20 protein-coding genes and 1 tRNA gene are annotated in these 26,733 nt (G+C 75.2%); 15 read left to right on the top strand and 6 right to left on the bottom strand.

Annotated features, from left to right (window positions below; all coding sequences use genetic code 11):
• Window positions 1–5: 5 nt before the first annotated feature.
• Entirely contained in the window at window positions 6–1,424 is a 1,419-nt protein-coding gene (locus tag MA879_RS08825; RefSeq protein WP_248125262.1) for a zinc-dependent metalloprotease, read from the bottom strand.
• Between the two features lie 210 nt (window positions 1,425–1,634).
• Between MA879_RS08825 and MA879_RS08820 the strand changes: the two genes are divergently transcribed.
• The 3 genes from MA879_RS08820 (at window position 1,635) to MA879_RS08810 (ending at window position 6,200) form a co-directional block, all read left to right on the top strand.
• Window positions 1,635–2,705: a YlbL family protein gene (locus tag MA879_RS08820; protein WP_248125261.1), complete on the top strand. Its 1,071-nt coding sequence runs from the start codon at window positions 1,635–1,637 to the stop codon at window positions 2,703–2,705.
• A 124-nt stretch (window positions 2,706–2,829) separates the two neighbouring features.
• Window positions 2,830–5,952, top strand: a complete 3,123-nt coding sequence (locus MA879_RS08815; RefSeq protein WP_248125260.1) for a UPF0182 family membrane protein — start codon at window positions 2,830–2,832, stop codon at window positions 5,950–5,952.
• Window positions 5,953–6,126: 174 nt separating this feature from the next.
• Window positions 6,127–6,200 (top strand) — tRNA-Met (locus MA879_RS08810).
• 478 nt (window positions 6,201–6,678) lie between these two features.
• On the opposite strand, the gene MA879_RS08805 is transcribed toward MA879_RS08810, so the two are convergent.
• A complete protein-coding gene (locus MA879_RS08805; RefSeq protein ID WP_248125259.1) occupies window positions 6,679–7,485 on the bottom strand; it encodes a PspA/IM30 family protein in 807 nt (268 codons plus the stop codon).
• A 154-nt stretch (window positions 7,486–7,639) separates the two neighbouring features.
• Window positions 7,640–9,796: a TPM domain-containing protein gene (locus MA879_RS12425; RefSeq protein ID WP_282447767.1), complete on the bottom strand. Its 2,157-nt coding sequence runs from the start codon at window positions 9,794–9,796 to the stop codon at window positions 7,640–7,642.
• Between the two features lie 275 nt (window positions 9,797–10,071).
• Between MA879_RS12425 and MA879_RS08795 the strand changes: the two genes are divergently transcribed.
• Both MA879_RS08795 and MA879_RS08790 read left to right on the top strand, forming a co-directional pair.
• Window positions 10,072–11,340 (top strand): S1C family serine protease, encoded by a 1,269-nt coding sequence (locus MA879_RS08795; protein WP_248125258.1) that lies wholly within the window; start codon window positions 10,072–10,074, stop codon window positions 11,338–11,340.
• The gene (locus MA879_RS08790) at window positions 11,337–12,134 is read left to right on the top strand and encodes a PIG-L deacetylase family protein (RefSeq protein ID WP_418001236.1); all 798 of its coding nucleotides are present in this window, start codon (window positions 11,337–11,339) and stop codon (window positions 12,132–12,134) included. Before MA879_RS08795 ends, MA879_RS08790 begins: the two co-directional genes overlap by 4 nt.
• A gap of 73 nt (window positions 12,135–12,207) precedes the next feature.
• Here the strand turns inward: MA879_RS08790 and MA879_RS08785 are convergent, their stop codons facing one another.
• The 3 genes from MA879_RS08785 to MA879_RS08775 form a co-directional block, all read right to left on the bottom strand.
• Window positions 12,208–13,644, bottom strand: coding sequence for an anti-sigma factor domain-containing protein (locus MA879_RS08785; protein ID WP_248125256.1), 1,437 nt, complete (start codon window positions 13,642–13,644; stop codon window positions 12,208–12,210).
• Between the two features lie 7 nt (window positions 13,645–13,651).
• The gene (locus MA879_RS08780; RefSeq protein WP_248125300.1) at window positions 13,652–14,128 is read right to left on the bottom strand and encodes a tRNA (cytidine(34)-2'-O)-methyltransferase; all 477 of its coding nucleotides are present in this window, start codon (window positions 14,126–14,128) and stop codon (window positions 13,652–13,654) included.
• Between the two features lie 141 nt (window positions 14,129–14,269).
• The gene (locus tag MA879_RS08775) at window positions 14,270–15,250 is read right to left on the bottom strand and encodes a J domain-containing protein (protein ID WP_248125255.1); all 981 of its coding nucleotides are present in this window, start codon (window positions 15,248–15,250) and stop codon (window positions 14,270–14,272) included.
• Window positions 15,251–15,419: 169 nt separating this feature from the next.
• Between MA879_RS08775 and MA879_RS08770 the strand changes: the two genes are divergently transcribed.
• The 10 genes from MA879_RS08770 to MA879_RS08725 all read left to right on the top strand — a co-directional run bounded on the left by MA879_RS08770 (window position 15,420) and on the right by MA879_RS08725 (window position 26,685).
• A complete protein-coding gene (locus MA879_RS08770; RefSeq protein WP_248125254.1) occupies window positions 15,420–16,778 on the top strand; it encodes a TrkH family potassium uptake protein in 1,359 nt (452 codons plus the stop codon).
• Window positions 16,771–17,469 (top strand): potassium channel family protein, encoded by a 699-nt coding sequence (locus MA879_RS08765; RefSeq protein ID WP_248125253.1) that lies wholly within the window; start codon window positions 16,771–16,773, stop codon window positions 17,467–17,469. The genes MA879_RS08770 and MA879_RS08765 overlap by 8 nt, the downstream gene beginning before the upstream one ends.
• Before the next feature lie 32 nt (window positions 17,470–17,501).
• The gene (locus tag MA879_RS08760; RefSeq protein ID WP_248125252.1) at window positions 17,502–18,731 is read left to right on the top strand and encodes a cysteine desulfurase family protein; all 1,230 of its coding nucleotides are present in this window, start codon (window positions 17,502–17,504) and stop codon (window positions 18,729–18,731) included.
• Complete coding sequence (gene mnmA, locus MA879_RS08755) at window positions 18,728–19,894, top strand: tRNA 2-thiouridine(34) synthase MnmA (protein ID WP_248125251.1); 1,167 nt, start codon at window positions 18,728–18,730, stop codon at window positions 19,892–19,894. Before MA879_RS08760 ends, mnmA begins: the two co-directional genes overlap by 4 nt.
• 9 nt (window positions 19,895–19,903) lie before the next feature.
• Window positions 19,904–20,272 (top strand): chorismate mutase, encoded by a 369-nt coding sequence (locus MA879_RS08750; RefSeq protein WP_248125250.1) that lies wholly within the window; start codon window positions 19,904–19,906, stop codon window positions 20,270–20,272.
• Window positions 20,265–21,353 (top strand): hypothetical protein, encoded by a 1,089-nt coding sequence (locus MA879_RS08745; RefSeq protein ID WP_248125248.1) that lies wholly within the window; start codon window positions 20,265–20,267, stop codon window positions 21,351–21,353. Before MA879_RS08750 ends, MA879_RS08745 begins: the two co-directional genes overlap by 8 nt.
• 212 nt (window positions 21,354–21,565) lie before the next feature.
• Window positions 21,566–22,246, top strand: coding sequence for an MtrAB system response regulator MtrA (gene mtrA / locus MA879_RS08740; protein WP_248125246.1), 681 nt, complete (start codon window positions 21,566–21,568; stop codon window positions 22,244–22,246).
• 4 nt (window positions 22,247–22,250) lie between these two features.
• On the top strand, window positions 22,251–24,038 hold the full coding sequence (gene mtrB / locus MA879_RS08735) for an MtrAB system histidine kinase MtrB (protein WP_248125238.1): 1,788 nt from the start codon (window positions 22,251–22,253) through the stop codon (window positions 24,036–24,038).
• On the top strand, window positions 24,035–25,789 hold the full coding sequence (locus MA879_RS08730) for an LpqB family beta-propeller domain-containing protein (protein WP_248125230.1): 1,755 nt from the start codon (window positions 24,035–24,037) through the stop codon (window positions 25,787–25,789). Before mtrB ends, MA879_RS08730 begins: the two co-directional genes overlap by 4 nt.
• Window positions 25,790–25,914: 125 nt before the next feature.
• Window positions 25,915–26,685 carry a ComF family protein gene (locus MA879_RS08725; protein WP_248125228.1) on the top strand — a complete coding sequence of 257 codons (771 nt, stop codon included), beginning with the start codon at window positions 25,915–25,917 and terminating at the stop codon, window positions 26,683–26,685.
• Window positions 26,686–26,733: the final 48 nt, after the last annotated feature.

The raw sequence follows: 26,733 nt of genomic DNA, 5'->3' as shown, positions 1-26,733 counted from the left end.
ACCGCTCACGACTCCTTCGGCGCGTCCCCGTAGCCGCCGTCGAGGAGGCGGCGCAGCTCGTCGTCGAGGGCGTCCGTGGAGGCCTCCGCGGCCGAGCGGCGGCCGGCGTAGCCCGAGGGGTCATCCAGGTCCTCGGCCGTGGGCTGACGCTCGGGGGAGGACCAGATGTCCTCGCGGTACGCGGTCCCGTGCTCCGCGGTCACGTGCTCCCAGAAGGCGGCGGCCTCATGCAGGCGCCGCGGGCGCAGCTCGAGGCCCACGAGGGCCGCGAACGCCTCCTCGGCGGGACCGCCCGAGGCGCGGCGGCGGTTGATGGTCTCCCGCAGGGCCGCGGCGGACTCCAGCGGCTTCGCCGCCTCGGCCACCACGACGTCGACCCAGCCCTCCACGAGCGCGATCAGCAGCTCGAGCTGGTCCAGGGCGGCGCGCTGGGTGGCGTCCGGCGCGGCGATGAAGGACGAGCCGTCGAAGACGGCCTGCATGGACTCCGGGTCCATCGGGTCCACGGACGCGGCGGCACGTTCGATGCCCTCCGTGTCCAGGCGGATCCCGGCGGCGTACTGCTCGATGGCCGCGAAGAGGTCACGCTCGAGCCACGGCGAGTGCAGGTAGAGGCGCAACCGGGCCACCTCGCGCAGGGCGAGGTAGAGACGCAGCTGGTCGTCCGGGACGGCCAGGCCGTCTCCGAACTCCTCCACGTTGACCGGGATCAGGGCGGGGCGATGGCCGGCCATCGGCAGCCCGATGTCGGTGCCGGAGAGCACCTCCTTCCCGAGCGTGCCCACAGCGCCGCCCAGCTGCAAGCCGAACATGGTGCCGCCCATGTTCTGCAGCATCGGCTGGAGGCCGCCGAGCAGGGAGGCGTCCAAGCCCTCGGGCAGCTGGCCGGGCAGCTGCTGCTCGATCGCGGCGGACATCGCCCGGGAGAGGGAGGTCGCCACGGGCTCGGTCACACGGCGCCAGGCGTCGGCGGTGGCCTCCACCCACTCGGCCCGGGACCACGCCTGCCCCATCGCGCCGGTGGGCTCGGTCTCCGTCACGGCGTCCAGCCACAGCTCGGCCAGTCGCAGGGCCTCGTCGACCTCCCTGCGCGCGAACGACCCCACCGAGGGGTCCTCGCCGGCCACGGCCTGGCGGGCGGCCTGCTTGGCGAGCGTCCAGTTGACGGGACCGTCGGAGCCGGGGCCGGGGTTCATCATGGCCTGGAACTGGGCCATGGCCTGCTGCATCATCGCCGGGTCCAGCCGCGAGGGGTCGAAGCCCATGCCGGGCATGCCGCCCATGCCTCCGGGGGCGCCCATGCCCTCCATGGCCTTGCGGATCTCGTCCGCGTCCGGGGCCTGGCCGCCGAACATCTGGCGGAGCATCTCCTCGAGCGGGTCGCGGCCGTCGTCGGGACCGGGGGTGCGCGGGTCGTGAGTCATGCGCCCCAGCGTATCGGCGCGCGCCCGGCGCCGCGCGGGTCGGGCGGCCAGCAGTCGGAGCGGGTTCGCCCTCGGCGCAGGGCCGTCCCGTCCCGCGTGAGCCCGGACCGCCACCGTTAGACTGGGCCGACCGCCGCGCCCGCGCCCCTCGCGCCCGCGCGCAGCGGACATGGCCCCGGACCAGGTCCACAGCAGGAAAGTCGGTGTCGCGTGCGCGCAGTGTCCCGTGTGTCCCGCCGCCGCCCGAACGTGCCCGTCTCCGGGTGGCTCGCCGCCGGCTCTGCGGCCGCGGTCCTGCTCCTGCCGACCCCGTACATCCTCGAGGGCCCCGGCCCGGCGATCGACGTCCTCGGTGAGCACGGCGGCCGCCCGGTCATGTCGGTCGAAGGAGGCGCGGAGCACCCGGGGGAGGGGCGCCTGGACATGACCACCGTGCTCGTCTCGGGCCCGCCCGGCGGCACCACCACCGCGGCCGAGGTCGTCGCTGCGCTGGCCGACCCCACCACGGACGCGGTGCCCCGCGATCTCATCCACCCCACCGGGGTCAGCGCGGAGGAGGTCGGACGGGCCAACGAGGCCGCCATGACGAGCTCGCAGGACGTGGCCACCGTGGCCGCGCTGCGCTCGCTCGGGCGGGACGTGCCCGGCCAGCTGACGGTCCAGGCCTTCACCCCGGACAGCCCCGCGACCGGAGCTCTGCGCGAGGGGGACGCGGTGCTGCGCGCCGGCGGCGAGCCGGTGCGGTCCGTCGACGACGTGCGGACCGCCGTCGAGGCCGCCGCCCCGGATCCGGTGACCCTGACCGTGCGCCGTGAGGGACGGGAGCAGGACATCGAGGTCCCCGTGGCCGCCGCCCCGGCCGGGTCCGAGCGGGCCTGGCAGATCGGGGTGCTGATGGACGAGCGGTTCGAGGTGCCCGTGGAGGTGGACTTCGCCCTCGAGGACGTGGGCGGGCCGTCGGCCGGCACGGTGTTCGCGCTCGCCGTGATCGAGCGGCTCACCCCCGGCGCCCTTACCGGCGGCGCGCACGTGGCCGTGACCGGCACGGTCACGGCCGACGGGCGGGTGGGCGCGATCGGCGGCATCGCCCAGAAGGTGCGCGGGGCGGCCGACGCCGGCGCCACCGCCTTCCTGGCCCCCGCGGAGAACTGCGCGGAGCTCGCCGGGCGCGTGCCCGAGGGCATCGACGTCTACGCGGTGGACACCCTCGACACCGCCCGCCGCGCTCTCGAAGAGCTCGGGCGAGGACAGACCCCCGACGGCGTACCGCCGTGCGGATGAGGCAGGCCCGCCCTCGCGGCCCGGCCCGGCAGACCCAGCGGTCCGTGACCCCACGGACCCCCGACGCGGAGACCATCCGGCTCCGCACCGCACCCCCGTCCGCGGGGGAGAACGAGGAGACACAGTGAGCTTCGGACAGTCCGGCGGGCCTTTCGGCGGGCCGCCTCGAGACCAGGGCCCCGGCGTGGGCGGCCCGTTCGGCGGGTTCGGCCCGTGGGGCGGCGCCCCCGACAGCGGCGGCGGCGCCTCCGACGGCGGCGCGGGCGGCGGGTCCTCCGCGGCGCGCACCGCCCCCCGCGGGCCGGGCCGGCCCAGCGCCCTGCTGCTCACCGTGATCTCGGTGGCGGTCCTGACGGCCCTGTTCATGCTGTTCACCCGCGTGTACACCGAGATCCTCTGGTTCGATCAGCTCGGCTTCACCGAGGTGTTCTGGACCGAGATCCTCACCAAGGCCGCCCTGTTCCTCGTGGCCGGAGCCCTCATGGCGCTGGCCGTGTGGCTGGCCATCCACCTGGCCTGGCGCCACCGCACCCGCGAGGCCGGACCCGGGGCCCGGGACTCCCTCAGCCGGGCCCAGCGCCAGCTCGAGCCGATGCGTCGCCTGGTGTTCGTGGCCGCCCCGATCGTCCTCGGCCTGTTCGCCGGCTCGGCCGCCCTGAACGGCTGGCAGACCGCCCAGCTGTTCCTGCACCAGGTGCCCTACGGCCGCACGGACCCGGAGTTCGGCCTGGACCTGATGTTCTTCATGGCCACGCTGCCGTTCCTGTCCATGGTGGTCGGCTACCTGATCTCCGTGGTGCTGATCGCGGGCCTGGCGGGCCTGGCGGTGCACTACCTGTACGGCTCCGTGGGCGTGCGGGAGGACGGCAGGCTGCACGTCTCCCGTCCCGCGCGCATCCACGTGGCCGCGACGGTGGGCCTGTTCCTGCTGCTCCAGGCCGTGACCTTCTGGCTCAACCGGTACCGCACCCTCCAGTCGCAGTCGGGCGGCTGGGCGGGCGCCATGTACACGGACGTCAACGCGGTGATCCCCACCTCGGCGATCCTGGCGGTGACGGCGGCAATCGTGGCCGTCCTGTTCGTGGTCGCCGCCTTCACCGGCCGCTTCCGGCTGCCGCTCGTGGGCACGGCGGTGCTGGTGATCACGGCGCTCGTGGTGGGCGCGGCCTACCCGTACATCGTCCAGCAGTACCAGGTGAAGCCCTCCGAGCGGACCCTGGAGTCCGAGTACATCGCGCGCAACATCGAGATGACGCGTGAAGCGTACGGCCTGGACGCCGTGCAGGTGGCCACCTACGAGGGCGCGACGGAGACCGAGGCGGGCGCGCTGGCGGGGGAGGAGGCCAACACGGCCAATGTGCGCCTCATGGACCCCAACCTGATCTCACAGACCTTCGGCCAGCTGCAGCAGTTCCGCCCGTACTACGCGTTCCCGGGCACGCTCCACGTGGACCGCTACGAGGTGGACGGCGAGATCCGGGACACGATCCTGGCGGCCCGCGACGTGAACGTGGACGACTCGCAGTCCTGGGTCAACCGGCACACCATCTACACGCACGGCTACGGCATGGTGGTGGCGGACGCCTCGGAGGTGGCTGCGGGCGGCCGTCCGCAGTGGCTGCTCTCCGAGATCCCGACGCGCGGACCCCTCGCCTCGGACCAGGACTACGAGCCCCGCATCTACTTCGGCCAGAACTCCCCGGCGTACTCCGTGGTCGGGGCGCCCGAGGGCGCCCCGCCGGTGGAGCGCGACCGCCCCCAGACCGCCGACTCCGAGGACGACACCGCCTACACCTTCCAGGGCGACGGCGGCCCCTCCGTCGGCGGCATCTTCAACCGCCTCGCGTACGCGGTGAAGTTCGGGGCCCCCGAGCTGGTGCTGTCCTCGGACGTCAACGAGGAGTCGCAGATCCTCTACGACCGCGACCCCATGGAGCGCGTGCGGAAGGTGGCCCCGTACCTGACGGTGGACACCTCGGCCTACCCGGCGATCGTGGACGGCCGCGTGAAGTGGATCGTGGACGCCTACACCACCTCGGACCAGTTCCCCTACTCCACGGCCGAGCAGCTGGGCGAGGCCACCCTGGACGCGCTGAGCCAGGGCCCGAACGCGGCCCTGCAGGGCCGGGTGAACTACATCCGCAACTCCGTGAAGGCCACCGTGGACGCCTACGACGGCTCCGTGGACCTCTACGCATGGGACACCGAGGACCCGCTGCTGCGGGCGTGGCAGGAGGTCTACCCGGCCTCCCTGCGCCCGTACACGGAGATGAGCGCCGCGCTCATGGACCACGTCCGCTACCCCGAGGACATGTTCAAGGTCCAGCGCGAGCTGCTGGGCCGGTACCACGTGACCGACCCGGACGACTTCTACGAGAACAACGACGCGTGGTCCGTGCCCTCGGACCCCACGCGGGACGACGACGTCAAGCAGCCCCCGTACTACATGACGCTGCAGATGCCCGGGCAGGAGGAACCCGCCTTCTCCCTGACCAGCAACTACATCCCGCAGATCACGCAGAACGCCCAGCAGCGCAACGTGCTCTACGGGTTCCTGTCCGCGGCCGGTGACGCCGGCACGGGCGAGGACGGCGTGAAGGCGGAGGACTACGGCACGCTCCGTCTGCTCGAGCTGCCGCGCTCCACGACGGTGCCCGGCCCCGGCCAGGCGCAGGCGAACTTCGACTCGAACGCCACCGTCTCCCAGGAGCTGAACCTGCTGCGCCAGGGCGCCTCCGAGGTGCTCAACGGCAACATGATCACCCTGCCGGTGGCGGGCGGCATCCTGTACGTCCAGCCGGTGTACGTCCGGTCTTCGGGCGGCACCACCTACCCGACGCTGCGCAAGGTGCTCGTGTCCTTCGGCGACAAGGTGGGCTTCGCGGACACCCTGCAGGGCGCCCTGGACCAGGTGTTCGACGGCGACTCGGGGGCCGTCACCCCCGAGGAGGGCCAGGCCGGCGGCGAGAGCGGGCAGCCGGCCGGGCCGCAGGGCACCGCCGAGCAGGAGCTGCGGTCCGCGCTGCAGGAAGCGCAGGACGCGCTGACGAAGGGCCAGGAGCGCCTGGCCGAGGGCGACTGGGCCGGCTACGGCGAGCAGCAGGACCGCCTCAACGAGGCTCTGCGCCGCGCCACGGCCGCGGATGACGCGCTCAACGGCGATGCCGGCGCGCCGGCCCCCGCGGAGGGCGCCCCGACGCCGGCCGAGGGCGACGCCGCCCAGCCCGCACCGCAGCCCGAGGGCTGAGCGGGAGGGCCGCACACGACGGTGCCGGGCGGGGGAGCGATCCCCGGCTCGGCGCCGTCGCCGTCGGGGGAGCCGATCCGGTCCGCCCGGTGACGGGGACATGGCCGTGTGATGACCGGCACGCGTCCTCGATTTGGCGAGCGGATGAGGAGCGTGTAGAGTCATGGTCATCGCCGCGGGGTGGAGCAGTTCGGTAGCTCGCCGGGCTCATAACCCGGAGGTCGCAGGTTCAAATCCTGCCCCCGCAACGAGGACAAGGCCCCAGGACTCCGGTCCTGGGGCCTTCGCCGTGCGCGGGATGGTGCCGGCGGGGTCGGTCCGCAGCAGCAGGACCGCCGCGGCGATCGCCGCCCGCGAGGGGCAGCTCAGCACGCCGCCGCAGGCGGACGAGCCCACCGGCCGGTCGATCCTGCGCCCGGTCACGTGGTCCGTCAGCGCCGGGCGGACGACCACCGTCACGAGCAGGATGGAGCCGTACGTCCGCGGCGGTCAGCCGATCGGCAGGACGCCGAGGAACCGCGGGCCAGCGGCCGCCGTCGCGCAGGGGAGGCCGTGACGCACGGGTCCCTCGACAGGGGAGGGGACCGGGGACCCTTGCCGGTGGCGGTGTGGGCCGCCGAGTCCGTGGTGGCCTGGGGCCGGACGCACGACGGCGGCGTCGCCCCACGCAGGGGGCGGCGCCGCCGTCGCGATGCCGCGGCGTCTCTGATGCCCCGGCGGGCCGGGTCAGGCCTGGGTGCCGGTGCCGGTCTTCGTGCCGGTCTGCTCGCCCGCGTAGTCGAGGGTCAGCTCATCGGAGCCGGCCTCCAGGGCGGCGGGGGCGCCGCCGGACTTCAGTGCGGCCAGGCGGGCCTCCACCTCGGTCTGCTCGCCGAGGTCCTCGAGGGACTCGAACTGCGCGTCCAGGGAGGACGCGGCGAGCTCCTGCTGGCCGCGCACGCGCGCCTCCTCACGGCGGACCTTCTCCTCGTACCGGGAGATCTCCGAGGTCGGATCCATGATGTCGATGGACTTCACGGCGTCCGCGACCTTGGTCTGGGCGTCCGCGGTGCGGGCGCGCGCGGTGAGCTCGTCCCGCTTGGACACTAGCTGCTGACGCTTGACCTTCATCTGGTCCAGACCGGTCTTCAGGCGGTCCACGATCTCGCGCTGCGAGGTGATGGTCGGCTCGGCGGTCTTCGCCTGACGCTCGGCGTCCATCTGGCGCTCGATGGCGACCTTGGCGAGGTTGTCGAACTTGTCCGCGTTGGCGGCCTCGCCCTTGGTGCGGAAGTCGTCCGCCTTCTGGGACGCGGCGAGAGCCTTCTGGCCCCAGCTGCGCGCGGCCTCCTCGTCCTCGCGGTAGTCCTCCTCCATCATGCGCAGGTTGCCGATGGTCTGCGCGACGGCGGCCTCGGCCTCCGCGATGTTGTTCGTGTAGTCCCGGACCATCTGGTCCAGCATCTTCTGGGGGTCCTCCGCCTTGTCCAGCATCGCGTTGATGTTGGCCTTGGCCAGGGTGCTGATCCGGCCGAGAATGGACTGCTTGACCATGGTGTTCGCCTTTCGTGGGGGTGGTGATCGGTGTCGCCAGGCCGGTGGCCTGCACGTCGTCGTCCCGCGGCGGGGTCCCGCCTGGGGTCCCGGACGACGTCGGCCGTCCGGTCCGGTGCGCGAAGCACCGGTGGTCTGTGGGTGGGTGGGTGGGTCAGAAGCCTCCGCCGCTGAAGTCGCCGAAGTCGCCGAAGTCGCCCCCGCCGAGGCCGCCGCCGTCGAATCCGCCGAAGCCGCCGCCGCCCCAGTCGCTGCCGCCGTGGCCGCCGCCGAGCATCGAGTTCATCAGGATGCCGCCGAGCAGGGCGCCGCCGAGGCCGCCGGCGAAGCCGCCGCCCATGCCGCCGCGCTGGACCACCACCGGGCCCCCGAAGGGGGAGCCCCCGTAGCCGCCCATGCCGCCGTAGCCGAAGCCGGCCACGTCCTCCTGGGCGCGTTCACTCGCCCGGTCCGCCAGCTGGGAGGCGCGCTGGGCGTGCTCGAGCGCGGCGACCGGATCGGACGAGCGCAGCGACATGGCGGTCTGCAGGGACCGGTCCGCTTCGGCCAGACGGGTGCGCGCCTCGGAGCCCACCGCGCCGCGACGGGCGCCGATGAAGTCGGCGGTGCCGTCGATCTGCGCCTGGGCCTGGGAGATGGCCGCCGAGAGCATCTGCTCGGCCTGGCGGGCCTGCTCCCGCGCGTCGCGGACGCCGCTCAGAGGCGTGTTCAGCTGACGATGCGCGGCCTCCAGGCGGTGGAGCAGGTCCAGCGGGTCCGGACGGCCGGACTGCAGCTCCGCGCGCACGGTGGTCAGCGTCTGCCTCATGCCGCCCACGGGGCCCGCCAGCTCGGGGCTGCGGCCGGCGGCCAGGAGGGCCTCCGCCTCGGCCAGGTCCTGCTCCGACTGGGCGATGCCCGTCTGCACGTTCGCGGTGAGGGTCGTCAGCGTCCCGCCGGCCTTGGCCACGGCCTCGGTGAGCGTCCGGACCTGCGCCAGGGACTGCTCGGCGGCGCGCACGGCCAGGGCGGCGGTGGACCGGTCCCCGGACTCCAGTGCGGTGCGGGCCTTGGCCTCCGCCGTCTTGACGAACTCGAGGCGCTCGCGCGCCTGCACGGCGTTGTCGTTCACCTCGGCCAGGGCGGAGTCCGCGTACCGGGCGTGCAGGTCCACGAGGGTCTCCTCCGCGCGGCGCACCGTGGACTCGGCCTCGGGCAGGCGGCCCTCGAGCTCGGCGAGGGCCTGCGGGACGGAGTTCTCCAGGTCGCGGAGGGAGTCGAACTCCTCCTGGTGGACGGCCAGCGCGGCGCCCACCTGGTCCGAGCGTGCGATGATCTCCTTGAGCCAGGCGCGCTGGTCCTCCTCGGTGTCCGGGATGTGGTCGTCCAGCTGGTGCTGCAGTTGGAAGGACGCCTTCATGTGCTCCTTGGCCGCGTCGATGTCCTCGCGGAACGTGCGGACAGAGTCCTCGCCGTAGGAGGCCATGGCGAAGCCCAGCTCCTGCTCGGAGGAGCGGATCGCGTCGTCCGCGGCCACGAGCTTGGCCCCCGCCTTGGTGCGCAGCTCCTCGACGGTCATGGCGTCCAGCGGATCCTGAGGGCCCGCCGGGGCCTGCTGCTGCGCGGGGAGGTGCCCGTCGCGGCCCTTGTCCCTCTTCCGGCTCCGGGCCACCATCACTCCGCCGCCCACGGCCGCCGCCAGCGCCGCCGCGCCGAGGGCCCCGGTCAGGGCGCCGCCCGCACCGTCGCCCGGGGCCTGGTCCGTGCCCGCGGCGCCGGGCAGCGCGCCCGCGGGATCGTAGGTCTCGCCCGTGCGCCCGCGGCCGTCCATGCGGCCGTCCGCGGCGTCGTCGAGACCCTCGACGGCGGCCACGGCGGGGGCGAGCCAGTCGTCCGTTGTGCCCACCTGCTGGAACAGCGGGTTGACGTACGAGCCGTCGATGACGTCCTCGGCGGGGTCCAGGCGCTCGTTCGTGTTGAGTCCGTAGCGGCGCTGCTCCACCTCGATGGCCAGGACGTTGTCATTGGCGGACAGGCCGCGCGAGTTCGCCACGTCCTGCACGATCCCGCGGATGCCGTCCGGATGCTCGTCCACGTACACCACGTACAGGTTCTGCCCCGCCTGGGTGCGCAGGCGGGTGATCTCCTGGCTCAGCTGCTGCTCCTCGGCGGAGGAGAGCACCCCCGCCTCGTCCACCACGAACGTCCCCGGCGGCACGTCGACGACGGCGGACGCCACCGGCGCCAGCACGAGCGTCGAGCCCACGGTGCCGCCCACCAGGACGGCGCGGCTGAGCCGTGCGGGAGTCGTGCGTGCGGCGGGGTGGGCCATGGGGTGCTCCGATCGGTGACATGGAGCGGGGCGGCGTCCGGTCGGCCGATGCGCACCCCGCGGGATCCTGCGCCGAGTCTAGGCATCGCCCCGAGCGGCGCACCAGGTCCGCCCCACGGGCGGGTGCGGCACGCGGTCACCCGCCATACGGGAGACGTCCAGCGGTCGTCCAGGAACGTCGCCCACCATGGTGGCGGACCCCGGGAGGACACGGGCGCCCGGCCCGGTGGGCCGAGCCGCTCGGTCCTCCCCGTCGAGAGGAACAGAGGAACCCCGTGCAGCACACCACTCCGTCCGGCGTCGGCCGCCTCGCCCATGCCTCCCGCCTCCGCCCGCGCTCCGCCGGGGGTGCGCTCGTCGCCGCGGTGCTCGCCCTGTCCCTGGCCGGCTGCGGCGCGGCCGCTCCGGGCCCGGACGCCGCCGCCGCAGCATCCGGCGCGCCGACGACGTCTCCGGACGGGCAGGGGCCCGGTTCCGCCGCCGCCACCGTCGGCAGCCAGCCGGTCTCCGACAACGCGGTGGGTCAGGCGGCGGCCACGGCCCTGCCCTCCGTGGTGACCATCTCCGCGACCTCCGGCCAGGGCTCCGGCTCGGGTTCGGGCTCGATCATCGACGACCGTGGCCACATCCTCACCAACACGCACGTGGTCACCCTGGGCGGGGCCACGGCGGACGCCGACATCACCGTGCGGACCGCGGACGGCGAGGTCTACGCCGCCACCGTGGTGGGCACGGACCCCGTGTCCGACCTGGCGGTCATCAAGGTGGACGCGCAGGGGCTGACGCCCATCGCCCTCGGCTCCTCGGCGGACCTCAGGGTGGGCGACGACGCCATCGCCATCGGCGCGCCGCTGGGCCTGCCGAACACCGTCACCGACGGCATCGTCTCCACCCTCGACCGGACGATCGCGGTGGCCTCGGCCGCCGCGCCCGAGGAGGCCGAGGCCTCCGCCGCCCCGGGCGGCGAGCGCTTCCGGTTCGAGGTGCCCGGCGCCCCCGCGCCCACCCCGCAGCAGGACATCTACATCAACGTCCTCCAGACGGACGCGGCCATCAATCCCGGCAACTCCGGCGGCGCCCTCGTCAACAGCCGTGGCGAGCTGGTGGGCGTGAACGTGGCCATCGCCTCCGCCGGCGGCCAGGATTCGGGGAACATCGGCGTGGGCTTCGCCATCCCGGTGGACTACGCCCGGCGGGTGGCCGAGGACCTGATCAGGGAGGGGTCGGCGTCCCACGGCCTGCTCGGCGTGGCCGTGACGCCCCAGCCGGCGGACGTGCAGGGCGGTGACGAGGCCGCCCGCACCGTGTTCAGCGACGGCGCCCGGGTCGAGACCGTCACCGAGGGGTCCCCGGCGGCGGCCGCCGGCCTGCAGGAGGGGGACGTGATCACGGCCGTGAGCGACCGCACCGTCTCCGACACCCAGTCCCTCACCGCGGTGGTGCGGGAGCACCGCGCGCAGGACACCGTCACGGTGCACTACACCCGGGACGGTCAGGAGGCCACCGCGGACGTGACCCTCGGAGCGATGGAGTCCGGTCGGTGACCGCGGAGCATGCCGCCGCCGGGCCGCTGCGCACGCCGGCCGCCCTGGCCGCCGAGCACGGCTGGCGCACCGTCCTGGCCTTCGGCGCCCATCCGGACGACCTCGACTTCGGGGCCGCCGCGACCCTCGCCGGGTTCGCCGCCGCGGGTCTGCGGGTGGAGCTGTGCGTGGTGACCGACGGGGACGCCGGCGGGTTCGACTCGGACGGGCCCGAGGCCATGACCGCGCGGCGGCACGCGGAGCAGCGGGCCGCCGCGGCCACCGTCGGCGCGGCCGAGGTGCATTTCCTCGGCGAGCGGGACGGGCACCTCGAGCTGACCCACGAGGTGCGCCGCCGGATCGTGGAGCTGATGCGCCGGGTGCGCCCCGACGTCGTGCTCAGCCCCCACCCGGAGCGGGACTGGGAGTCGATGCAGGCCGCCCACCCGGACCACCTGGCCTGCGGCGAGGCGGTGGTGCGGGCCGCGTACCCGGCCGTGGAGAACCCGTACGCCTACCCGGAGCTGGCCGCGGGCGGCCTGGCCGCGTTCCGGATCCGGCACCTGATGCTCTACGCGGCGCCCGCGGCCCGCCGGAACCTCGCCGTGGACGTGTCCGGTCTCGAGGACCTCAAGATCCGGGCCCTGGACGCCCACGTCTCCCAGCACCCGGACGCCGAGGCCATGCGGTCCGCCGTGCGGGCCATGCTGCGGCAGCGCCACCTCACCGCGGCCGGCCCGGGTGCGCCCGAGGGCTCGGCCGAGGCGTTCCACCTGGTCACCGTCAACGGCGAGGGGACCATCGCGGGCTTCTGACGGGAACCCGCCCCACGGCTCCGACGACGACGGGTCCCACCGGGGTGGGACCCGTCGTCGGGAGGGGGGAGGGTCAGCTGCCGGAGGGCTTGCCGCCGTACTGCGGCCCGGTGGTGGACGTCGGATGCAGGTCGAGGCCGAGCAGCAGGTCCTCCGCGGTGGGCTCTGCGGAGCCGCCGGCGGGCTCCTCGGTCATGCTGACGGCCGCGAACCGGTCCAGCCCGCGGAAGGAGATCGGCTCCCCGAACTCGTCCGCCCTGTAGGTGCCCAGGGAGGAGGGCGCCGAGCCGTCCTGGGGGTAGAGCCACACCTGATAGGTCCGGCCCTTCTCCAGCTGGGGCATGCCGTCCACCCGGACGTAGCCGCTGTTCTCCTCGGCGGAGAGGAAGCCCTGCATCACGCCGCCCCCGGTGGCCGGGTACTCGGTCGTGGTGTAGAGGTCGTCCGCCTCCCGCACGCGGTGCGCGATGCCGTCCGCGGAGAACTGGCTCCACGCCGCGTAGAGGCCCACGGCCAGCACGGCGAGGGCCAGCAGGGCCAGCAGGGCGATCTTCAGGGCGCGCAGGCGGTCCACGGGGCCGCGCGGGGCCCGGCGCTCCGCCACCAGGGCCAGCCCCTCGTCCTGGGCGGGCAGGCGCGCGAGGAGGGTGTCCAGCAGGGCGGACGGGGGCTCGGCCACCACGTCCCGGAAGGCCCACGCCACCGCACGGCGGCCGGCGTCCACCCGGGTGCGCCAGCGGGCCAGTTCACCCGCGCCGCGGGCCTGAGCGGCCCCGGCGGCCGCGGTGTGGTCGGCGACGTCGAGGGTGTGCAGGGCCGAGAGGTCGGCGAGCTCCGCGCCCCGCCCGGCGTCCACGTCCTCGGCCACGGAGGAGCCCAGTGCCAGGCGGCCTGCGTCGGTGGGAGAGGCGGCCGGCGCCTCGCCGTCCGCGTGGGCCATGCGACGCGCGGCCACCAGCTGCTGCACGCCGTCTCGCAGCAGCGTCCGGGTCTCGTCCCGAGGACGGTCGAGCGCCTCGGACACCTGCGCCTCCGTGAAACCGCCCAGCCAGGCCAGACGGACGGCCTCGAACGCCGCCGGGTCCACCGTCCCGACCAGTTCGGCCGGCGGCTGCGCGGGCCCGCCCACCCGGGACCGGGCGGCGCGGCGCCCGGATGCGCGCATACGGCCCGCCATGACGCGGTGACCCAGGGCCCCGAGCCACGCGAACACGCGGCGCTCCCGTTCGGCGGCGTCGTCCTGGTCGCTGAGGTCGAGCTCGGCCTCGCCCGCCTCTTCCCATGCCGTCAGGTACGTCTGCAGGGTGGCGTCCGCGGCGTCGTCCTCGGAGGGGGACATCGCGACGGCCATCCCGTGCACCCACGGGACGGTGGCGTCGTAGAACGCGGAGAACGCGGCCCGGTCGCCCCGGGCGCTGGCCCGCAGCAGGGTGTCGACGCCGGGGTGGGCCTCCGCCGGGGCGCCCGGGGCTTCGGCCTCGGGGATCACGTGGGGTTCGGGAGTCTGCATGGTGACCTCAGTGTAGGGAATCGGTGTCCACCGGCTGGGCGCCGGCGAAGCCGTGCTGGCGCCATGCCTCGTAGAGCGCGATCGAGGCGGCGTTGGCGAGGTTCAGCGAGCGGCGGGCCGGCTGCATGGGCAGCGCGGCGGTCTCCGACACCCTCGGGTGGGCCAGGGCCTCGGGCGGCAGCCCGGTGGACTCGCGCCCGAAGAGGAGGATGTCGTCCGCGCGGTACCGCACGGCGTCATGGCGGACCCGGCCGCGGGCGGTGAACGCGATCACCCGGCCGGGTCCCAGCACCTCGAACGCGGTGTCCAGGTCCGGGTGGACCGTGACCACCGCCAGGTCGTGGTAGTCGAGTCCGGCCCGGCGCAGGTGCGCGTCCTCGAAGCCGAAGCCGAGCGGCTCCACGAGGTGCAGCTGCGCCCCCGTGATGGAGGCCAGGCGGATCGCGTTGCCCGTGTTGCCGGGGATCTCCGGAGTCAGGAACAGGAGCCGGAAGCCCGGGGTCCCGGGGGCGGGCTCGGGCGCGGCGCGGTCGTGGGGGTTCTCGCGGGCGGCGGGGTTCTCGGGCACCCGCCCATGGTAGTGCGCGGCCCCTCCCGGACCGCCGAGGGGACAGGCTCCTCCCCGTCAGTGCAGGTGGTCGACGAGCGTCCTCAGCACCCGGCGGTCCACGACGAGGGGATCGGGACCTGTCCCGAGGAACAGCTGCAGCTCCCGCAGCAGCGCCTGGCCCGGCGCGGGCGGGGCCGTGAGCAGGTCGGCCTGGGCCTCGGGCCGGTCCGCCCCGCGGGCGTGGCGCACCACCGGGGAGTGCCGCGCGTCGCGGTCCGTCATGACCAGCACGAACCCGCCCACCGTGACCCCGGGCAGGGCGTGCTGCCAGGCCTGCATCGCCGGACCGAGCAGCGGCGGCGCCACGGGGCGGGCCCGGGCCCCCGCCTGCAGGTCCGCGCCGTCCCATGTGTAGATCCCGTCGGGGACCATGACGGAGCCCACCAGGGCCAGCCGCCGGCCGCACAGCACCGCGTGGTCCACGTCCAGGGTGCGGCCCCAGCGGCCGCCCAGGCGTACACCGGTGAGGATCCGGGAGGCCGGCAGCGCCTCCGGCAGCACCGAGGAGAGCAGCTGCAGGGTCCGTGCCTGCCGGAGGACGCGGTGCTCGTCCGGCAGCACCCCGCGCGGTCGCGGCGCGCCGTGCAGGCGCTGGCTCGAGCGCACCAGGTCCAGCACCGAGGCGTCGTCCTCGCCCTCGCCCGGGGCCGGCTCGTAGACGACGTCGGCCGGCGAGGCGCCGCCCGCCCCGCCCCTCCGGCGGGGGCCGCGTCCGGCGTCGCCGGGGCGGGAGCCCCCGGCGCGGCCGGGGACCGGCTCCGGCGGCAGGGACAGGTCGTAGCGGCGTCGGGCGTCGGGGTCTCCGACCGCCTCCCAGGCGCGGACCACGGCACGGAAGTCGCGGGCGTCCCCGCCGGCGTCGGGGTGGGTCCGGCGGGCGGCGGCGCGGTAGGCGCGGCGGAGCTCCTCAGGGGAGGCCGTGCGGGCCACACCGAGCACCTCATAGGCCGTGCGCGGGTCCCCGGCCGCCCCGTCCGGGGTCCTCTGCGGGGTCATGGGCCGGCCGGCCGGGGCGCGGTCCCGCCCACGGTCCTCGACGGGTGCTCACTCAGAACGGGCATTCCGACACCGTAGCGCGGCCGGGGGCCGGCGATGCGGCGGGTCTCGACGACCTCCACGGCGCGGGGCTGTGCGCGGGCCCGACGGAGGAGTATGTTCTCCCTCCGTGCTCCCCTCCGCCGGCGGCCCCGCCCGTCTCGGCCGACGCCGACTGCGTCCCGCCCAGCTGATCGTCCTGTCCTTCGTCCTGGCCATCGCCCTGGGCACGGCTCTGCTGCTGCTGCCGATCGCGTGGCAGGACCGCGCCCCAACCCTGCTGGAGGCCGCGTTCACCGCCACGAGCGCCACGACCGTCACCGGGCTGGGCGTGGTGGACACCCCCACGTTCTGGACGGGGTTCGGCCAGGCCGTGATTCTCGGCCTGATCAAGGTCGGCGGTCTCGGCGTCATGACCTTCACAGCGCTGCTGGGGCTGGTCGTCCTGCACCGCATGGACCTGGCCCAGCGCCTGGGGACCGCCGCCTCGACCCGCGCCCCGGGGCTGGGCGACCTGCGCTCGGTCCTGGCCACGGTGGTCGGGTTCTCCACGCTGGTGGAGTCGCTCGTGGCCGTCGCCCTCACCCTGCGGTTCCTCCTCGGGTACGGCATGAGCCCCGGCCGGGCCCTGTGGAACGGGGTGTTCCATGCCGTGTCCGCGTTCAACAACGCCGGGTTCGCGCTGTTCAGCACCAGCCTCATGGAGTTCGTCGGCGACCCCCTCGTGTGCCTGCCGATCGCCGCGGCGATCATCAGCGGCGGCCTGGGCCTGCCGGTGGTGGCCGCGCTGCGGCGGCACGGGCGCCACCCCGAGCGGTGGTCGCTCACGGTGCGGCTCGTCCTGGTGGGCACGGCGGTGCTCCTGACCGCGGGCACGGTCATGTACCTCCTCCTGGAGTGGGCCAACCCCGCCACGCTCGGCGCCCTGCCGCCCGCCGAGCGCGTCCTGGCGGCGTTCTTCCAGTCCGTCACCACCCGCACCGCCGGCTTCAACTCCCTGGACTACGGGCAGATGCACCCCGTGACGCTGCTGGCCACGGACGTCCTCATGTTCCTGGGCGCCGGCCCGGCGGGCACCGCCGGCGGCATCAAGATCACGACGGCGGGGGTGCTGTTCTTCATCGTCCTCACCGAGATCCGGGGCCAGGGCGCGGTCCACGCGTTCGGGCGGCGCCTGTCCCGGTCCACCCACCGCGAGGCCATCACCGTGGTGCTGCTCTCCGTGCTCGTGGTGGTCACGGCCACCGCGATGCTCATGGGCATGACCGCGTTCACCACGGACCAGCTCCTGTTCGAGGCCGTCTCCGCGTTCGCCACGGTCGGCCTGTCCACCGGGATCACCGCCCAGCTGCCCCCGGCCGGGCAGATGATCCTGATGGTCCTCATGCTCCTCGGGCGCGTCGGACCGGCCACCGTGGCCGGCAGTCTCGCCCTCACCCCCCGCACCCGACACTTTGAATATCCGAAGGAGAGGCCCCTCATTGGCTGACCACCCCCGTTCCCTGTTCCCCGCCGGCCGCCGCGGCGGCCGGTCCCGCACGCCCGTGGCCGTGCTCGGCCTCGGCCGGTTCGGGCGCGGCGTCGCCCTCGAGCTGATGGAGTCCGGCTTCGAGGTGCTCGGCGTCGACGCGGACGAGCGCGCCGTCCAGGACCTCAACGGCCGGCTCACCCACGTGGTGCGCGCCGACGCCACGGACGAGGAGGCCCTGCGCCAGCTGGCCGTGCACGAGATGGAGCGCGTCGTCGTCGCGATCGGCGGGGACCTCGCCGACTCCATCCTCGCCGCCTCCCTCATGATCCGCTTCGGGATCGAGCACCTGTGGGCCAAGGCCAACGACGAGCGCCACGAGGAGATCCTCCGGCAGCTCGGCGTCGAGCACGTGGTCCACCCCGAGCGGGACATGGGCCGGCGCGTGGCGCACCTCGTGAGCAACTCGCTCCAGGACTTCGTGGCGGTCGAGAACGGCTTCGCCATGGTGCGGGCGGCCGCGCCGCGCCGCCTCTACGGCCGCGACCTGCGCAGCCTGGGCCTGGCCGGGGAGACCGGCGTGCGGGTGGCCGCGATGCGCGGCGCCGGCTCCTGGCGGTACCCGGTGGGCCACGACGTCGTCGGCCCGGAGGACACACTCCTGCTGATCGGGCCCACCCGCGAGGTGGAGGCGTTCCTGGACGAGGGCTGAGCCGCCGGGGGCTCCCTCCCTAGACTGGGGGGATGCCGCCGACCGACCGCGTCCTCCTGGACCACGCCGCCACCACGCCGGTGCGCCCGGCGGCGCTCGCGGCGTTCGCCGAGGCCGCCGCGCTCGGGGCCAATCCCGCCTCTCTCCACGCCGCCGGGCGCCGCGCCAAGCTCGTGCTCGAGCAGGCCCGCGAGCGCGTCGCCGCGGCCATGGGCGCCCATCCCTCCGAGGTGGTGCTCACCTCGGGCGGCACCGAGGCGGACAACCTCGCGGTGCAGGGGCTGTACCGGGCGCGGCGGCGTGCGGAGCCGGCGCGCACGCGGATCGTCCACACGGGGATCGAGCACCACGCCGTGCTGGACACGATCGCCTGGCTGGCCTCCCACGAGGGCGCAGAGTCCGTGCTGGTCCCCGTGGACGACGACGGCGTCGTCGACCTGGACGCCTGGGCGGCGGCCCTCGAAGAGGCCCCTGAGCGCACGGCCCTGGCCACCCTGATGTGGGCCAACAACGAGGTCGGGACGGTGCAGCCGGTCGTCGATGCCGCGCGTCTGGCCGCGGAGCACGGGGTGCCGTTCCACACCGACGCGGTGCAGGCCGTGGGGTCGCTGGAGGTGGACTTCGCCGACGCGGGGGCGGCCACGCTGGCCCTGTCCGGCCACAAGCTCGGCGCGCCCGTCGGCGTGGGGGCGCTGCTGGTGCGGCGGGACGTGACGCTGGAGCCTGTGGCACACGGTGGCGGCCAGGAGCGGCGGCTGCGTTCCGGGACCGTGTCCGTGGCGCTGGCCGCCGCGCTCGCCGCCGCGCTCGAGGAGGCGGTGGCCGGGCGCGCGGCCGAGGCGGAGCGGCTCGGTGCGCTGCGGGACCGGGTGCTGGCCGCCGTCGAGGGCTTCCCGGGGGTGCGCGTCAGCGGCGCCCGCGACGTCGACCCGCTGACGGGGGAGCGCCTGCCGGCCGGGACGCGGCGGCTGCCGGGCAACGTGCACGTCACGGTGGACGGGGTCAGCGCCGACGCCCTGCTGTTCCGGTGCGACATGGCCGGATTCGACACGTCCTCCGGCTCGGCGTGCACGGCGGGGGTCGCGGAGCCGTCCCACGTCCTCGAGGCCATGGGCCTGGGGGAGCGGGCCCGGTGGACGCAGCGCCTCACCCTGGGGCACACCACCACCGAGGATGACGTCGAGCGTCTGCTCGCCGGGCTGCCGCAGGTGCTGCGGACGGGCGGGTCGGCCGCAGCGCCGACGGGGGAGGATGGCCGATGAAGGTCCTGGCCGCCATGAGCGGGGGAGTGGACTCCGCGGTCGCCGCCGCCCGCGCCGTCGAGGCGGGGCACGACGTCGTCGGGGTGCACCTGGCGCTGTCCCGCATGCCGGGCACGCTGCGCACGGGCTCCCGGGGCTGCTGCACCATCGAGGACGCCTCGGACGCGTGGCGGGCGTGCGAGGTGCTCGGCATCCCCTTCTACACGTGGGACTTCTCCGAGCGGTTCCAGGCGGACGTGGTGGACGACTTCGTGGCCGAGTACGCCGCCGGCCGCACCCCCAATCCGTGCCTGCGCTGCAACGAGAAGATCAAGTTCGAGGCCCTGTTGGACCGGGCGCTCGAGCTCGGGTTCGACGCCGTCGCCACCGGCCACTACGCGCGCGTCGACCGCGCACCGGACGGCCGGGTGGAGCTGCACCGCGCCGCCGACGACGCCAAGGACCAGTCCTACGTCCTCGCCGTGCTGCGCGAGGACCAGCTGGAGCACTGCCTCTTCCCCCTTGCGGACACCCCGTCGAAGGACCTGGTGCGTGCCGAGGCCGCCGAGCGCGGGCTGTCGGTGGCGCAGAAGCCGGACTCGCACGACATCTGCTTCATCCCGGACGGCGACACCCGGGGCTGGCTCGCCGAGCGCATCGAGCTGGCGCCCGGGCCGATCGTGGACGCCGACGGCGTCGAGCTCGGCAGGCACGCCGGCGCGCAGGCGTACACCGTGGGCCAGCGCAAGGGCCTGGCGATCGGCCGCCCCGCCCCGGACGGGAGGCCCCGCTTCGTGCTCGAGGTGCGCCCCAAGGAGAACACCGTGGTGGTCGGCGGCAGGGAGCTGCTCGACGTGGACCGCATCACGGCGATCCGCCCGTCGTGGGCAGGTGCCCCGCTCGCCGAGGACGCCACCGGTGCATGGTTCGACTGCGAGCTCCAGTTCCGCGCCCACGGGGAGATCGCCCCTGCCCGGGCGCGCGTCGTCCGCACCCCCGTCGATCGCGTCCCCGCCACCGAGGCGGGGGAGGGTGCCGTCGCCTGGGAGATCGAGCCGGCCCGCCCCCTGCGCGGGGTCGCACCGGGCCAGTCCGCGGTGCTCTACCGCGGGACGAGGGTGCTGGGCCAGGCGACGATCGACACCGCCCGCAACGCCCGCCTGGCCGCCGGGTCCGGTGCGTAGGGTGTGGCCATGAGCCCGGACTACGACCCCCACGCCAGCTCCCTGGCGGGCACCGCCGACTCCGACGTCCTCGAGGAGCTCTACGCCATCCGCGGGAGCATCGACAACATCGACGCCTCCCTGGTGTACCTGCTGGCCGAGCGGTTCAAGTTCACCCAGCGCGTGGGCCGACTCAAGGCGCGTCACGCCCTCCCGCCGTCCGACCCCGGGCGCGAGTCCGCGCAGATCGAGCGGCTCCACGCGCTGGCCCGCGACGCCGACCTCGAGCCGGAGTTCGCCGAGAAGTTCCTGAACTTCATCATCGCCGAGGTCATCCGCCACCACCGGGCGATCGCCGCCGATGAGACCGTCACGGCCGAGGTCGACGCCGATGCCTGAGACCGCCCTGCCTCGCACGCCCCGTCCGCGCGCCCTCGGCGGCACCCCGTGGCGGGGGGCGGACGCGGCGGAGGCCGTGACCATCACCCTCGGCGAGCTGACGGAGAGGCACCGACCCGTGCTCCCGGAGCTGCCGGACCGCGGTCCGGGCGCCGACGCCGCAGGGCGGTCCGCGGCGCTGCTGACAGAGCTGTCCGTGGACCTGCAGCCCCACGGGTGGCGCGTGAGCCCGCCGTCCGCCGTGTCCTCCGGCATGGACCGCCGCCGGGCGCAGTCCTTCTGGCGGGAGGACCTGCTGCGGTGGACGGACACCGCGGGGGCCGAGGGGCTGACCGCCGTTCCGCTGGCAGTCCGGGTGCTGGGCCCGCTCAGTCTGCTCGGCTCCCTGTGGCTGCCCGGCGGGGAGCGCGTGCTCGTGGACGCCGGGGCGCGCCGGGACGTCGTCGGCTCCTACCGGGAGGGGCTGGCCTCCGCGGTCGACCGGTGGCGCGCGGCCACGGGCGCCGCGCAGGTGGGCGTGGTGGTGGATGAGCCGTTCGCCGCCGCCGTGCTCGCCGGGGAGCTGGCCACCGCCAGTGGCTACCGCACGGTGCGCTCGATGCCCCGGGACGAGGCCCGCGCCGCCTGGCGGGACACGTTCGAGGACCTGGTCGGCGCCGGCGTGGACCAGCTGTGGCTGGACCCGCACGCGGGGGAGGCCGTCGTCGTCGACCTGGCGCTGCTGGCCACTGAGTCCCTGCCGCATGCCGACGACGCCCCACCCGTCCGCCTGTCCCTGTCCGTGGGCGCCCTGGAGGCGGCCGCGCCGGGCCGGGACGGGCGCCCGCCCGCCGGGTCGCCGGCCGCCACCCCGCGCGCGTGGGACGTGGTGGCGGGCTGGATCGACGCCGGCCGCGGCCTCGCCCTGCGCGGCGTGCGGCCGGCGGAGCTGCTGCGCACATGGGACCGGCTGGGCCTGGACCCCGCGCTGGCCGCCGGGCTCGACCTGGCCGACGCCGGTCCGGCCACCGCCGCGGGCCTGCGGCGGCTGCGGCAGGACGCCGAGGAGCTCGAGGCGCGGGTCCGCGAGCTCCTCGGCTGAGCGCCGGGCGCCAGGGGACCTCGACGATCTCCGGGCGCGGCGCCCCCGCCCCGGGCGGCGCGGGTCACGAATCGGTGACGAGATCGGTGGAACCCGCGTCACGGGCCCGCGCCGGCCCGGGCGGGGACTACGATCCGGTGGTGTCCGGTCAGACCGGACAGCCCCCGTCCGGACACGGGGGAGCGCCGTGCGGCGATGGAGGAGGAACGCGGATGAGCAGGGCCAGGATCCTGGTGGTCGACGACGACGAGGCGCTCGCCGAGATGATCGGCATCGTGCTGCGCAATGACGACTACGAGGTCTCGTTCGCCGCCGACGGCACGTCCGCCATGCCTGCCTTCCGCTCGTCCCACCCCGACCTGGTGCTCCTGGACCTCATGCTCCCCGGCATCGACGGGCTCGAGGTCTGCCGCCAGATCCGCGCCGAGTCCGACGTGCCGATCATCATGCTCACCGCGAAGTCGGACACGGAGGACGTGGTCCGCGGCCTGGAGTCCGGCGCGGACGACTACGTCCCCAAGCCCTTCAAGCCCGCTGAGCTCGTGGCCCGCGTGCGCGCGCGCCTGCGCGAGGGCGAGGTCCGCCCGGCTGAGACCCTGCGCATCGGGGACGTGGAGATCGACGTCGCCGGCCACCAGGTGACCCGTGGCGGGGTGCCGATCGCCCTGACCCCCCTGGAGTTCGACCTCCTCGTGGCGCTCGCCCGCCGGCCCCGCCAGGTGTTCACCCGCGAGATGCTCCTCGAGGAGGTCTGGGGCTACCGGCACCAGGCGGACACTCGCCTCGTCAACGTGCACGTCCAGCGGCTGCGCTCCAAGATCGAGCCGGACCCGGAGAGCCCGACGGTGGTGCTGACCGTCCGCGGCGTCGGCTACAAGGCCGGCCAGGGCTGAGGCGGTGACCGCCGCGCCCGACGCCCCTGCGCCGGCGGAGACCGCGGCGCCGGCCGCTCCCGCAGCGGCCGGCCCGCCTGAGCCGTGGCACCGCAGGCTCCGCCGCCGGTGGACAGGCTCGCTCCAGCTGCGCACCGCCGTCGTCGCGGGACTGCTGACGCTTGTGGCGAGCCTCGCCGTCGCGGGCCTGTTGACCCACCAGGTGGCGCAGGCCCTCTTCGACGCCCGCCACGCGCAGATCGAGGCCGAGGCCCGCCGCGGCCTGTCGCTCGTCCAGGACACCTTCGCATCCGCTGCCTCGACCGATGAGCAGACCACGGACGCGCTGGTGAGCCAGACCATGCGCGCCCTCGAGGGCGACACCGGCACCACCATCCGGCGACGCTTCCACCTCGAGCCCCTGCCCGGCTCCGGCGCCACCTACGTGGGCACCGTCTCCTCCCAGGGGCTGGACCCGGACGTCATCCCCGAGGACCTGCGTGAGGCCGTCGCCTCCGGCCCCGGCGTGTTCGACGCCTCCGTGGCGCTGCCCAACGGGGGCGGCGCCACGCGTCCGGGGCTGGTGTTCGCCACGCAGGTGGTGCTCCCTCCGGGCGCCTCGTACGCCCTCTACCTGGTGTACGACCTCTCCGACGTCCAGCAGTCCCTCGACTCCGTGCTCGGCGTGCTGCTGCTGTTCGGCAGCGGCTTCCTGGTGGTCAACGCCCTCGTGGCATGGTGGGCCTCGCGCAGCGTGGTCCGTCCGGTCCAGCAGGCCGCCACGGCGGCCGAGTCGCTCTCGGGGGGCAACCTCGCCGTGCGGATGCCGGTGCGCGGGGAGGACGAGATGGCCCGTCTGGGCACCTCGTTCAACCGAATGGCGGACAACATCCAGGAGCAGATCACCCAGCTGGCCCAGCTCTCCCGGATGCAGCAGCAGTTCGTCTCGGACGTCTCCCACGAGCTGCGGACGCCGTTGACCACGGTGCGGATGGCCGCCGACGTCCTCTACGGCTCCCGCGAGGACTTCGACCCGGTGAACCGCCGCTCCACCGAGCTCCTCTATCACCAGGTGGACCGCTTCCAGACGATGCTCGCGGACCTGCTGGAGATCACCCGGTTCGACGCCGGCGCCGCGCAGCTCGCCGTCGAGGACACGGATCTGCTCGAGCTCGCCCGGGACGTGGTGCTGACCGCCCAGCCCCTGGCCGAGCAGGCCGGCGTCCCGGTCTACCTCGTGCCGTTCCGCGCGGAGGACGACGCCGGGCACCAGGCCAGCGTCGACCCGCGGCGGATCGAGCGCATCCTGCGCAACCTCGTGAACAATGCGATCGAGCACGCCGAGGGGGCGCCCGTCGACGTCCTGGTGGCCTCCGACGCCGAGGTGGTGTCCGTGGCGGTGGTGGACCGCGGCATCGGCATGACCCCCGAGCAGGTCCAGCGCGTGTTCGACAGGTTCTGGCGCGCCGACCCCTCCCGGAAGCGGACCACGGGGGGCTCGGGACTCGGCCTGGCCATCGCCATGGAGGACACCCGACTCCACGGCGGCCGGCTCGAGGCCTGGGGCGAGCTCGGCGTGGGCTCGGTGTTCATGGTCACGGTGCCCCGGATCCGGACCGCGGGGGAGGGCGGCGAGCCGGCGCCCGTGCGTCGCGCGGCCCTGCCCATCCCGCCGGAGTATGACCTGGCCGACCGCCGGCTGGCCGCCGACCTGCACGCTCCGGTGCCCGTGGACCACCAGGAGAAGCCGGCCCCCCGGGCGGACCTCCCGCCGGGCGCCGTCGACCGCGCGCGTGAACAGGAGCTCGGATGAACCCTCCCGCCTCTCCTCCCGCCCCCCGTCGGCGCCGGTCCGCCGCGGCGGCGGCCGTCCTGGCGCTGACGCTGGCCCTCTCGGGCTGCGCCCAGGTGCCGCAGTCCTCGGCGGTGCGCAGCGGCGCCCCCCTGGACACCGGCGGCGGCCCGGAGGACGTGCCGCAGTTCCACCCGCCGGGCCCGGCCGAGGGAGCCTCGGCCGAGCAGGTGGTGCGGGGGTTCGTCCTGGCCGGGACGGCACCCGAGGACGGCTACGCGATCGCGCGCCAGCATCTGGGAGGCAAGGCCGTGGACGGGTGGGACCCCGCCCGCACCACCGTCGTGTACTCCGGCGAGCCCACCCTGGTCCGGGGCCAGACCGAGGGGACGTGGGAGCTGCAGCTCGAGGTGGCCGCGGAGGTGGACGAGTACGGTCTGCGCACCGAGGCGCCGACCGGCACCACGCGGGGCTGGGAGGTCACCGTGGAGGAGGTGGGCGGCGAGCCGCGCATCACCTCCCTGCCGGACGGCACGCTGCTGTCCATCACGCAGTTCACCCAGCTCTTCTCCCCCCAGGCCCTGTACTTCTACGACCAGACCGGCACCTACGCGGTCCCGGACATCCGCTGGTTCGTCAACCGCCGCGGCACCGTCACCTCGCTCGCCCGCGCCCTCCTGCACGGCCCGGCGCCCTACCTCACGGGTGCCGTCGACACGGCCTTCCCGTTGCGCACGGGCGGCGACCTCTCGAGCCCCTCCGTCCCGGTGTCGGAGGCCGGGGTCGCATCGGTCGACCTCACCCCGGCCACCGTGGAGGGGGCGGACACCGAACAGCTGTTCCGCATGCGGGAGCAGCTGGAGCTGACCCTCACGGGCGTCACGGGCGTGGAGCGTGTGGAGGTGATGGTCGACGGCCGCTCCCTGACGCCGGCGAGTGGTGGCACGGCGCCGCCGGCGGCGCTGACGGAGGCGTCCGCGGGGACCGTGCAGGTCGGCGTGGACCCCGCGACCGACGACCTGGTGCTGTTCCAGGGGCTGGCCGTCTCGCCGGTCGGGGGCGTCCCCGACGTCTCCGACCTGCGCCCCGTGGAGCCGACGATGGACCGGGACCGCACCCGTTTCGCCTTCCTGGACCCGTCCCGGACAGCGCTGCACCTCGCCATCGCGGACGGCGGTCGGTCCGCCGTCCTCCAGGGCTCCGCCCTCACGTCTCCCAGCATGGACACGCACGGCTGGGCCTGGACGGTGGACCGCGGGGCGGACTCGCGCGTCTACGCCGTGCCGGCGGACGCCTCCGGTCCGCGCCGCGTGGTCAGCGCCCCGTGGCTCGAGGAAGGGGAGAGCATCGTCGACCTGCACGTGGGCTTCAGCGGGGCGCGGGCCGCCCTCGTCGTCACCGACGGCAGCGGCGACCGCTCCCTGCGCGTGGCCGGGGTCGTGCGAGGGGACGACGCCGTGCCCACCGCCCTCACGGAGCCGGTGCGGGTGCCCACCCAGGTGCCGCCCGACCTGGCGCTCTGGGCTGGCGAGGACAGTGTGGTGGTCACCCGCGTGGCGTCCGACGCGGAGGACCGGGTGCGGCCGGAGGTCGTCTCCCTCGACGGGACCTCGCGCGTGCTGAACCCGCTGGCCGGGCTGCAGGGGATCTCCTCCGGCGACGACGGCGCGCTCTACGCCGAGACGGCGGACGACGTGTTCCTGCTCGTGGGCTCCTCGTGGCGCGCCCAGGAGCTCCAGAAGCCCGTGCGGGACCTGTCCTTCCCCGGCTGAGCCGCGCCCGCCCGCGCGGCGGTGCGGCGCGGTCCTCGGTCCCGCCGCCTCCTGCACCGGCGACCGCCCCGCACAGGTGGGGTCTGCGGCGAACCCGGGCCCCCCTCCCGTGCTGGACTGCGGCCATGACAGGCACCGACCCGCCGACGCGGCCCTCCCTGCTCGAGGGGCTCGTGGACCTCGTGCTCCCTGCCGACTGTGCAGTGTGCGCCCGCCCCGGGATCCGCCTGTGCAACCGGTGCGCGGCCGAGGTGGGGCGCCGGCTGGCCGTGCCCCGCCGAGCGGAGGAGGCGGCGCCCGCGCTGCCGCTGGGAGCGGACGGGGCTCCGTTGCCGGTCACGGCGGCCGGGACGTACGCCGAGGAGCTCGCGACCGCGGTGCTCGCCTTCAAGGACCACCACGCCCTCGTGCTGCGCCCCCTGCTGGCCGACGGGCTCGCCCGCACCGTCGCCGCGGCCCGGCTCGACCCGTCGGTGCCCGCGGCCGCGCCCGCCCTGCTGGTGCCGGTGCCCGGCGGGGCGGCCGGGCACCGGAGGCGCGGCTACGACCCGCTCGGCGAACTCACCGACGCCCTGCCGCCGGCGTGGGTGCGGCGGGACCTCGTCGTCGCCCCACGGCTCGGCCTGCCGCGGCCGCCGTGGGAGGCCGGCGCCGGATCCGCCCACGCCGGGGCGGACGCGCGGCAGCGCCGGGGCCGGGACCGCGGCTGGCGGACGCGCCCCGGGCGGGTGCGTCCGGGCACCCCCGTGCTCCTGGTGGACGACGTCCTGACCACGGGGGCGACCCTCGCCGCGCTGGCCGCCGCGGTGCGCGCGGCCGGGGCCGAGCCGGTGGGCGCCGTGGTGCTCGCGGCCGTCGCACCCCCGCGCCGGGCACCGGGCGGGGCGGAGGGCTGAGGGCCCCACCGGACGTCCCTGGTCCCCGGACGCGGAGCGCGGGTAGTG

Source organism: Micrococcus lacusdianchii, assembly GCF_023155805.1.
GTDB lineage: Bacteria > Actinomycetota > Actinomycetes > Actinomycetales > Micrococcaceae > Micrococcus > Micrococcus lacusdianchii.
This window is presented reverse-complemented; position numbering and strand designations above follow the sequence as displayed.